Source organism: Pseudomonas sp. BN415 (genome assembly GCF_029871195.1).
Classification (GTDB): domain Bacteria; phylum Pseudomonadota; class Gammaproteobacteria; order Pseudomonadales; family Pseudomonadaceae; genus Metapseudomonas; species Metapseudomonas resinovorans.
Genome location: NZ_SSOK01000004.1, coordinates 142205 through 150886, shown reverse-complemented (window position 1 = coordinate 150886; position 8682 = coordinate 142205). Strand labels below are relative to the sequence as shown.

Sequence of the window (8682 nt, the reverse complement as noted above, 5' to 3'; positions counted from 1 at the left end):
GAAAGCGTGGATGTGCTGGATCAGCGCGGTATGGCGTTTTTCCGTGTTCACGGTGGAGTCGCGGCGTATACGAACAAAGCGGAGGGCTGGCACCAGGGGGGTGGGGCGATGAAGCCGGTGAGCAACGTCGACCTGCCGGAGATGCTCTTCGTGCGCTGGCAGTCGCTGGTGGAGCCGCAGACCTACAAAGCCACTATTCCGATCCCGCCGTGGGTGCGGGAGGAGATGGTCAGGCCGGAACGGGTGTTTTGCCAAGGCTCGCAAAAGTGGAAAGACGATTACAGAAGGATGATTTCGCTGGGTCTGGCGCCAGGTGGCACCGTCAAGGTCTGGGTAGGGGGGCCTTGCACTGGCGGCTTCAAGGAAGTGGGCCGCTACCAGGCCAAGATCGAACCGCTGGGGCCGGATCAGGGACTGTCCGAGGGGCGCTACGCCTGGCCTGAGCTAGAGCCGGAGTCCAAAGCCTATATCGACAAGCACGGAATTCCCTATGGCAGTTGGTAAGGAATGTCCATAGAGGAATGCAGCCGCATTTTGCTGGTACTGCAACCAAGTTATTTCGCACAGTCGTGAAGTTGCTGGAGCTATTTGTAAATCCTCACAGAGGGCAGTGTCGTGCAACAAGCCAGAAATGCCGGAAAGAGTAATAAAGTCGAAGGCAGTGTTGTCAGGTTGATATCGGCAGCCAATGCCTTGTTTTGGGTGTCGCCGCCCGATAAGGAAGTGTTCAAGATCACGTCAGAACCTGCGCTTCCCGAAATAATATTTGAGTTCAAGGCAAATATAGATGGCAACTATGAGTGGTCATGGGTTATCGAGTGGGAAGCAAAAACGAGTGGCCTGAGAGAACGTGCGCGAAATGGCAAGACGCTGCAGACATTCAGTGAGTACGGAAGTTTCGTTGGGAAAGGTAAAAAGTGGGTGGCCGATTTTGGCGGAAAAATCCTGGGTGGAAAGTTGACGGTGACTGTCCTCGTGGACGGCAAGAAGCTTGAGCGCAGCGTTACGATTCGCGGTCATAACCCGAATAAGGAAGAGATTGCCACTTATGTTTACGGCCTCGACGGCGTGCGCGGTTTCGACAAATTGCTGGAACAGGAAACAGGCTCGAAGCACTTCATTAATCTGGATGGTGAGCCCATCGTTGCCTTCGATAAAGGTTATGGAATCACGCAGATGACCAATCCTGCCCCCACTTACGAACAAGCCTGGAACTGGAAGGAAAATATTGCGGCAGGTTCTTTTCTGTACAAGGAGAAAGTACGGCTGGCCGAGAAGTACCTGGGGCAAAGTGGCAGGGACTATTCGGATGAACAGTTGCAGCGCGAGGCCGTCAGTCGCTGGAATGGCGGTTCTTACCATGAGTGGGATCCCAATTCTGAGACCTGGCTGAGGAGGAAAAATCTGTTATGCGACTCCCAAACAGGAAACATCGGGTGGCTGGCGGACAAGGAGGAAAATAAGGACAAGACGGAGTCAGAGCTTCGTGAGCGGGATAAGGAAACTTACAAACTCGGAACGAAAGGGCAGTCCGCCGATCATCCATGGTTTTATACGGGGGTGTGTTATGCAGACCATGTGCTTGGGAAGTAGAGCTGTAAGTCTGCTTGCTCTTTTGGCGTTGGTGCTTGGCTTGGCGAATGACGCATTTTCTGAGGGGGAAACTTCATGGGTGACCCAGCAGGGCGAAAGCGTGCACTTGGTGTTCGCGGACGGCAGCGCTTACGACTTGAAGTTATTTCAAGATGTAGAAGGCGTTTTTATTGATAAATCCAAGCACGAAATAAATGGAGAGAGTTATGTTTCTGTTTTTCAGGTGTCGCCATCTAACCCTGGGAGTCCAACAAGGTACTGCGGCGCAGGAAGCGAGGTCTGGCTCTACGTATATAGGGTTTCTGGTACAGAACTGAAGGCGCAGACCAGAGTTTTGGTGAGTAGCTGTCTGCGCTCACTGTCTATGTTTGCGGTGGATAGGGGCGTGCAACAAGATAGCGCGGATTTTTCTGCTGTGCAGTGGAGTGGTGAAGGTTTCTCTATTCGCTGGTTTTACAATGTAGATAATTCTGGAAGTTCGATAAGCGAAACCAGGTATGTACTGCGCAACGATGAGTTTTCTGCGCAGAACATATTGAGCGAAGAGTAGCGGTTCTGCTTGGGCAGTCGATTTGATTTTTATGTCAGGAGGACAATATGAGAGGCATCATCCGCATCGGCGATAAGACCACTGGCGGTGGCACTGTTCTTTCGGGTTCAACGGCCATGCAGTTTGGCGGTATAGGTGTGGCCCGTCAGGGCGATCCGGTCAGTTGTCCGATTCCGGGGCATGGCCCCGCGGTAATTACGGAGGGGCATCCGACATTTCGTGACGACGGTGTACCGGTCGCCTTTCAGGGGGACCTGTTTTCCTGCGGCTGCGCGCTGATGTCTTCGCTTCCGGCCGCGACGGCGAGCTGAACCATGGCCGTCAGGTTGGACAAAGTGCCGCCTCGCATGGCGACGCCCACGCCGCCAAGCACCTGGATCTGGTTGTTGTTACTGGCGTCGCTGTTGGTAATGGGCTTGGGCGTGAGTCTGTGGTTGGGCGGCGACTCAATGGCCCAGCAGCCGGCGGCGTTCTGGCGCATGGCCTTGGGGGTGCCCTTTCTGATCGGGTGCGTGCTGGGTTTTCTAAGGGCCCTGGTGTACCTCGGAGCACTGAGCGTGGCCGAGGGCTGGGACGAGGCTCGCGAACAGGACCTGATCCGGAAAATGCGCCGCGGCCGTCGTTCGTTGCAAGTGCTGGGCGTCAGCTTGCAAACCGCGCTACGGAGTGCGGGGGACCAGGCGGGAACTGCGCAGCTGGACGCCTTATGTCGTGACGCTCGGGCCCTGACAGTTCAAGCCTCGTGGCAGGGAAGCGCGGTGCGTCATAGCCATCTCCCGCGCGCTGCGGACGAATCGCCGGAGCAATTGTTGCTGCGCGTGCTTCCGCCTGTGCTTGCCGAACTGGCGAGCGTCCTGGCGCGATTGCCTGACGACAAGCCCTTGGCCCTCTTGATGGAAGCAGACAGTACGTTGTCCCCGCACGAATTGCAGCGGGTATGGCGCCACGTTTGGCTTGAATCAGGCATTCGTCAGCCGCTCACGACGGTTAACGGGAGAGGGCCGGAGGCAGTCGATAAGTGGCTGGATCAACGTATTGGCGATCAGGCGCTATTGCTGGTGGTGGCGTTCCAAATCGCGCCGGCACAGCCGGAAGGGACGGCAGAGGCGGCAGTCGGACTATTGCTCGGCAACCGTCTGACGCAAGCGACACTGGAACCTAGGGCCTATCTGCACCGTCCCGAGCGGGAGCGCAAGGCGACAGCCGAGGATCTGGATCATGCAGCGCGTCAGGCGCTGGCGTGGGCCAAGGCGGAGGCTTCGGCCATTCAGGATGTGTGGCTGACCGGAGTCGACGCTACGCGCCAAGGTGCACTGGGCAGGCTGCGGGAAGCGTTGTCGATACCGGCGAAGCCGAGCCAGGGCTTGCATGATCTGGATGCGACCCTGGGCTATCCGGGGCGGGCCGCGCCCTGGGTGGCGATTGCCACCGCTGTCGGCGCTATCCACGGCAAAGCAGGGAAGGGGCAGCCGCAACTGATCTTCAGTGGGAACGGCGCCGCAGAGACGGAGCTGTGGAGCACGGTGGTAATGCCGGTGCTAGCGGCTCGGAATAGGGATTAGGGGTATTTGATGCGCTCTCGTCGTGCGATGTGGTTGGGGGGACTGGTCGGTCTGGTGTTGCTGATCGGCCTGATCTTGAGCGTACTGCTCTGGTGGCAGCCAATGCTTTTAGGGGTGCGTTCTGGCAGTGAAGAGCAGGCAATCTGGCGGCTTACCGCAGTGGGCATGACGATCATGTTGCTGGTTATGGTGAGTGGCTACGTGCTCTTGGGGCGCCGGATGGGTCGTTCGATGTACCGGGAGCTGGAGGGCGATGATGTGTTGGCCCCGGTGCAGGCCGTAGGAGCGGACGCCCATACGTCACTCGCAGCCTCAGTTAATGTCGATGCGATCAAGGAAGGCCTGCGTGGCACCAAGGGCCTTTTCTGGCGCCGCAATGTCCGCCTCCTGCTGGTGCTTGGTGAGCCCGACCAGATCGAAGCCATTGCCCCAACCTTGTCCAAGCAGCGCTGGCTGGAGTGTGAGGGTGTGCTGTTGCTGTGGGGTGGTAGCACCCAGGGTGAGCCGGATACGGCGCAGCTTAAGCAGTGGCGAGAGCTCTGCCCACAGCGCCCGCTAGACGGCATCGTCTGGGCGCTCACCCCTGAGCAGAGCGCTGAATTCGGGCACATCAGCAACGGCGTCATGCATCTGCAGAACGTGATGCGCCTGCTTCGCTGGCAGGCGCCGGTGCATCTCTGGCAGGTGTGCGCCAGTGCCTGGCGCCAGGCCGAGCGTCCGTCCGAGGCGGTGGGGTGTCGGTTCTGGCCGCGCGTCAGTGCTGCGCAACTGCAAAGCCGTCTGCAGCGCCTGGAACAGCCACTGCGCGAGCAGGGGCTGGTGCAGATGCAGGGCAACCCGCGCCACGACTTTTTATTGCGCCTGGCTCGCGATCTGCACAGTGACGGGACAGCCCGCTGGCAACAGACCCTGGCGCCATTGCTGCGAGCGCGCGGGGTGATCCTGCGTGGGCTGTGGTTCAGCCTGCCGCTACCCAGGCCCGGTGGAGGTCCGAAGAACAGCTGGCAAATGGACCCGGCCTGGCGCGGTGTGCTGAGGGACGCCACCCTAGGCGGCCATCCCCACGGCTGGACGCTGCCGCGCGCTGGCACAGCGCTCGCCCTCGCGCTGATGTTTGTGTGGGGCCTCGGCCTGCTGCTGTCCTTCGTCAGCAACCGCGCGCAGGTGGCTGAAATGCAGACAATCCTCGCCACGCTGGACCAACCCCAGGAGGGTGATGCGCAACTGCTGGCCCTTAACGAACTGGTCCACGAGCTCGACCGGCTCGATCACCGCGCCAAAAACGGCGTGCCTTGGCATCAACGCTTCGGCCTCAGCCAGAACGACGGCCTGCTCACCGCGCTCTGGCCCCGCTACGTGGCGGCCAACAACCGGCTGATCCGTGACCCGGCCGCCGCCGGCCTGGAACGCCAGTTGCGCGAGTTGCTCGACCTGCCGCCGGAGAGCCACGAGCGAGCGATCCGCGCCGGTGACGCCTACGACCCGCTCAAGGCCTACCTGATGATGGCGCGCCCGGAGAAGGCCGATTCCGCCTTCCTCAGCAAGACCCTGGCGGCCTACGAAGCGGAGCGCGCCGCTGTGGGTGACGGCCTCTGGCAAGGCATCGCGCCCAACCTCTGGCGCTTCTATGCCGAACACCTGGCGGAGCACCCCGAGTGGCGCATCGAGGAGGCCCCCGACCTGGTCGCCGAGGCCCGCCAGTTGCTGATCGGCCAGCTCGGCCAGCGCAATGGCGAAGCCAACCTCTATCGGCAACTGCTGGAGCGCACGGCCAATCAGTACCCGTCCCTGGGCCTGGCGCAGCTGGTTGGTGATACCGACGCCCAGCTGCTGTTCTACACCAACGCCGAGGTGCCCGGGGTGTTCACGCGCCAGGCCTGGGAAGGCGCGGTACGCAAGGCTATCGACGACATCGCCGCGGAGCGCCGGGAGGAGATCGACTGGGTACTCAGCGACGACCGCAGCCAGATTGCCGCGGAGCTGACACCGGACGTGCTGCGCGATCGCCTGGCCGAACGTTACTTCCGAGCGTACGGCCAGGCCTGGCTGGAGATGCTCAACAGCCTGCGCTGGCGCGAGGCACAGGGTTTGGCCGACACCATCGACCAGCTCACGCTGATGACCGATGTGCGCCAGTCCCCGCTCATCGCCCTGGTCAACACCCTCGCCTACCAGGGCCAGGCCGGCGCGCGCGGCCAGGCCCTCGGCGACTCCTTGCTGCAGTCCGCGCAGAACCTTATCGGCCAGGACAAGGCGCCCGTCATCGACCAACTGGCCGGGCTGCCGAAAAGCCCGTTGGACGAGAGCTTTGGCCCGCTGCTGGCGCTGCTCGGCAAAGGGGACGAGCACCCGGGCACTGACGACAGCCTCAGCCTGCAGGCCTTCCTCACCCGCGTGACCCGGGTACGCCTGAGGTTGCAGCAGGTGAGCACGGCGCCGGATCCCCAGGCGATGGTCCAGGCCCTGGCCCAGACGGTATTCCAGGGGCGCGGCGTCGACCTCACCGACACCCAGTCCTACGGCAGTCTGATGGCCGCCAGCCTGGGCAGCGACTGGAGCGGCTTCGGCCAGGCGCTCTTCGTCCAGCCGTTGGACCAAGCCTGGCGGAAGATCCTGCAGCCCTCCGCGGCGGGGCTCAATGGCCAGTGGCAGCGCGCCGTCGTCACACCCTGGAACAACGCCTTCGCCGGCCGCTACCCCTTTGCCGCAAGCGGCGCCGACAGCTCGTTGCCCATGCTCGGGCAAATGATCCGCGCCGATACCGGCCGCATCGACCAGTTCCTCACCCGGCAACTGGGCGGCGTGCTGCGCAAAGAGGGCAACCGCTGGGTAGCGGACACCGCCCACAGCCAGGGGCTGCGTTTCAACCCCGAGTTCCTTGAGGCGGTCAACCGGCTGGGGACGCTGGCCGACGTGCTTTACACCGACGGCGGCATGGGGATCGCCTTCGACCTGCGGGCCAAGCCGGTGCGCGACCTCGTGCAGACCACCCTGGTGGTGGATGGAAACGCCCTGACGTACTTCAACCAGCGGGAACGCTGGCAGCGCTTCCAGTGGCCGGGGACCCATGACTACCCCGGCACGCGCTTGAGCTGGATTCACGCCAGGACCGGCGAGCGGCTGTTCGGCGACTACCCCGGTACCTGGGGCCTGATTCGTCTGCTGGAGCAGGCCCACGTGACGCCGCTCGACGACAGCGAGAGCCGCTATCGCCTGCGGCTCGACGCCCCCGATGGCCTGGGACTGACCTGGCACCTGCGCTCCGAGCTCGGGGCCGGGCCCCTGGCCTTGCTGCAGCTCCGGGGGTTCAGCTTGCCGACGCGGATTTTCCTGGATTCCGGGAGCTACTCCCTGGCGCGGTCTGGAGATGAGCCATGAGCCTGTCCGCATTGATCAGCAGTTGCCTGGGACAGCGCGACCCCTTGGCCCTGGCCCGGCAGCAGGCTTCGGACTGGGAGGCCTGGCTGCAGCCCATCAGCTCGCAATGGGCGGTTGGCGAAGACCCCGGCTACGACGATGACTTCCAGCACATGCGCGAAGAGGTCAACAAGCTCTCCGGCGCCGATACCGAGCGGGTCGTGCAGCTGGCGGAAAAGCTCCTCACCCAACGCTGCAAGGACCTGCGGGTGGCGACCTACTACCTCTGGGCGCGCATGCAGCGGGATGGCGAGGCCGGCCTGGCCGATGGCCTGACCCTCCTGGCAGCGCTGATGGAGCGTTATGCCGACGACATCCTGCCGAGTCGGCCCAACAGCCGGCGCATGGCGCTGGAGTGGCTGGCCAGTGGCAAGGTGCTCGACGGCCTGTCGCTTTACCCCGAGGTGGTGAAAGTCGAAGCGGAGCGGACTGTGGCCGCGCTGGCCTGGCTGGCGCAGGGGCTGGCCACCTGGCCGGAGGACCAGCGACCGGCGCTGGGGGCGCTGTATGCGGCCCTGTCGAGCCGACTGACGCAGTCCGGCGGGGTCGATGCACTGGTGCCGCAGAATAGCGCCACCCATGAGGCGAACCGGCAGGGCGCTACACCAACGCTCTCGACGATCAGGTCCGGGCGCGACCTGCTGGACGGTGGGCGCGTGCTGGCCGGCTACCTGCGCGAACAGCCCCGGGGCTGGCTGGCGGCGCACCGGCTGATGAAGAGCCTGCGCTGGGACACGGTGCATCAACTGCCACCCGCGGAAGCCAGCGGCAACACCCGGCTCACGCCGCCGCGCAGCGACTACCGGGCGCAGCTCAAGCGATTGCATCTGCAGCAGAGCTGGAGCGAGCTGCTCGATCAGGTCGAGCGCATCTATGCCGAAGGCGTGAATCACTTCTGGCTCGACCTGCAGTGGTACCTCTGCCAAGCCCTCGGCAAGCAGCCGGCGCCCCACGACAGCTGGGCCGACATCGTCAAACGCGACCTGGGCATGTTCCTGGACCGCCTGCCGGGCCTGGAGTCCCTGCGCTGGAGCGACGGCACGCCGTTCGCCGACGACAGCACCCGCAACTGGATCGCCCAACACGTCAGTGGCAACCAGTCCTCGCAATGGCTGCCCGCACCGGCGGCTGCGGCGTCGGTGGATGCCGACATTCTCGCGCTGGAAGGCAAGGCGCTGGCGCAGGCCGACAGCGAGGGCGTGGAAGCGGCGATCGCCTGGCTCGGCGAGCGGCCCGAGGCGCAAAGCGGGCGGCAGCGTTGGCTACTGCGCTTGCTGATGGCGCGGGTGGCCGAGCAGTTCGGCAAGACCGAACTGGCCATTCACCTGCTCGCGGAGCTGGAAGCCACGGCACGGCGCCTGTCCCTCGCGGCGTGGGAGCCCGACCTGGCCTTCGAGGTGCTGGCGCGCCTGCTCAAGCTGCTGCGCCTGAAATCCCAGCGCAACGATGTGGACAAGGCCGCGCTCGGACGCCGCAAGGACGCCTTGCTGGCGGAACTGGTCGGCATCGATCCGGTACGGGCCGCGGTGCTCTGTAGCTGAGCCACATTCAAGACAGGAA

7 protein-coding genes are annotated in these 8682 nt (G+C 63.3%); all 7 read left to right on the top strand.

What is annotated here, in order from left to right:
• The coding region (locus E8F20_RS00915) for a DUF2931 family protein (protein ID WP_280282022.1) at window positions 1-504 on the top strand (504 nt) is incomplete at its 5' end.
• A gap of 111 nt (window positions 505-615) precedes the next feature.
• A complete protein-coding gene (locus tag E8F20_RS00910; RefSeq protein WP_280282021.1) occupies window positions 616-1593 on the top strand; it encodes a hypothetical protein in 978 nt (325 codons plus the stop codon).
• The gene (locus tag E8F20_RS00905; protein ID WP_280282020.1) at window positions 1568-2143 is read left to right on the top strand and encodes a hypothetical protein; all 576 of its coding nucleotides are present in this window, start codon (window positions 1568-1570) and stop codon (window positions 2141-2143) included. The genes E8F20_RS00910 and E8F20_RS00905 overlap by 26 nt, the downstream gene beginning before the upstream one ends.
• Window positions 2144-2190: 47 nt before the next feature.
• Window positions 2191-2454 carry a PAAR domain-containing protein gene (locus E8F20_RS00900; RefSeq protein ID WP_280282018.1) on the top strand — a complete coding sequence of 88 codons (264 nt, stop codon included), beginning with the start codon at window positions 2191-2193 and terminating at the stop codon, window positions 2452-2454.
• 36 nt (window positions 2455-2490) lie between these two features.
• On the top strand, window positions 2491-3705 hold the full coding sequence (locus E8F20_RS00895; protein WP_280282017.1) for a hypothetical protein: 1215 nt from the start codon (window positions 2491-2493) through the stop codon (window positions 3703-3705).
• A 9-nt stretch (window positions 3706-3714) separates the two neighbouring features.
• A complete protein-coding gene (locus tag E8F20_RS00890; RefSeq protein ID WP_280282016.1) occupies window positions 3715-7083 on the top strand; it encodes an ImcF-related family protein in 3369 nt (1122 codons plus the stop codon).
• Window positions 7080-8663 (top strand): type VI secretion system protein TssA, encoded by a 1584-nt coding sequence (gene tssA, locus E8F20_RS00885; RefSeq protein ID WP_280282015.1) that lies wholly within the window; start codon window positions 7080-7082, stop codon window positions 8661-8663. The genes E8F20_RS00890 and tssA overlap by 4 nt, the downstream gene beginning before the upstream one ends.
• The last annotated feature ends 19 nt before the right edge of the window (window positions 8664-8682 follow it).

What these genes read in the sequence shown, in the direction of transcription:
- E8F20_RS00895 (WP_280282017.1), top strand. Translation starts at nt 2,491, where the DNA reads ATGGCGACGCCCACGCCGCCAAGCACCTGGATCTGGTTGTTGTTACTG.
- E8F20_RS00900 (WP_280282018.1), top strand. Translation starts at nt 2,191, where the DNA reads ATGAGAGGCATCATCCGCATCGGCGATAAGACCACTGGCGGTGGCACT.
- tssA (WP_280282015.1), top strand. Translation starts at nt 7,080, where the DNA reads ATGAGCCTGTCCGCATTGATCAGCAGTTGCCTGGGACAGCGCGACCCC.
- E8F20_RS00890 (WP_280282016.1), top strand. Translation starts at nt 3,715, where the DNA reads ATGCGCTCTCGTCGTGCGATGTGGTTGGGGGGACTGGTCGGTCTGGTG.
- E8F20_RS00905 (WP_280282020.1), top strand. Translation starts at nt 1,568, where the DNA reads ATGCAGACCATGTGCTTGGGAAGTAGAGCTGTAAGTCTGCTTGCTCTT.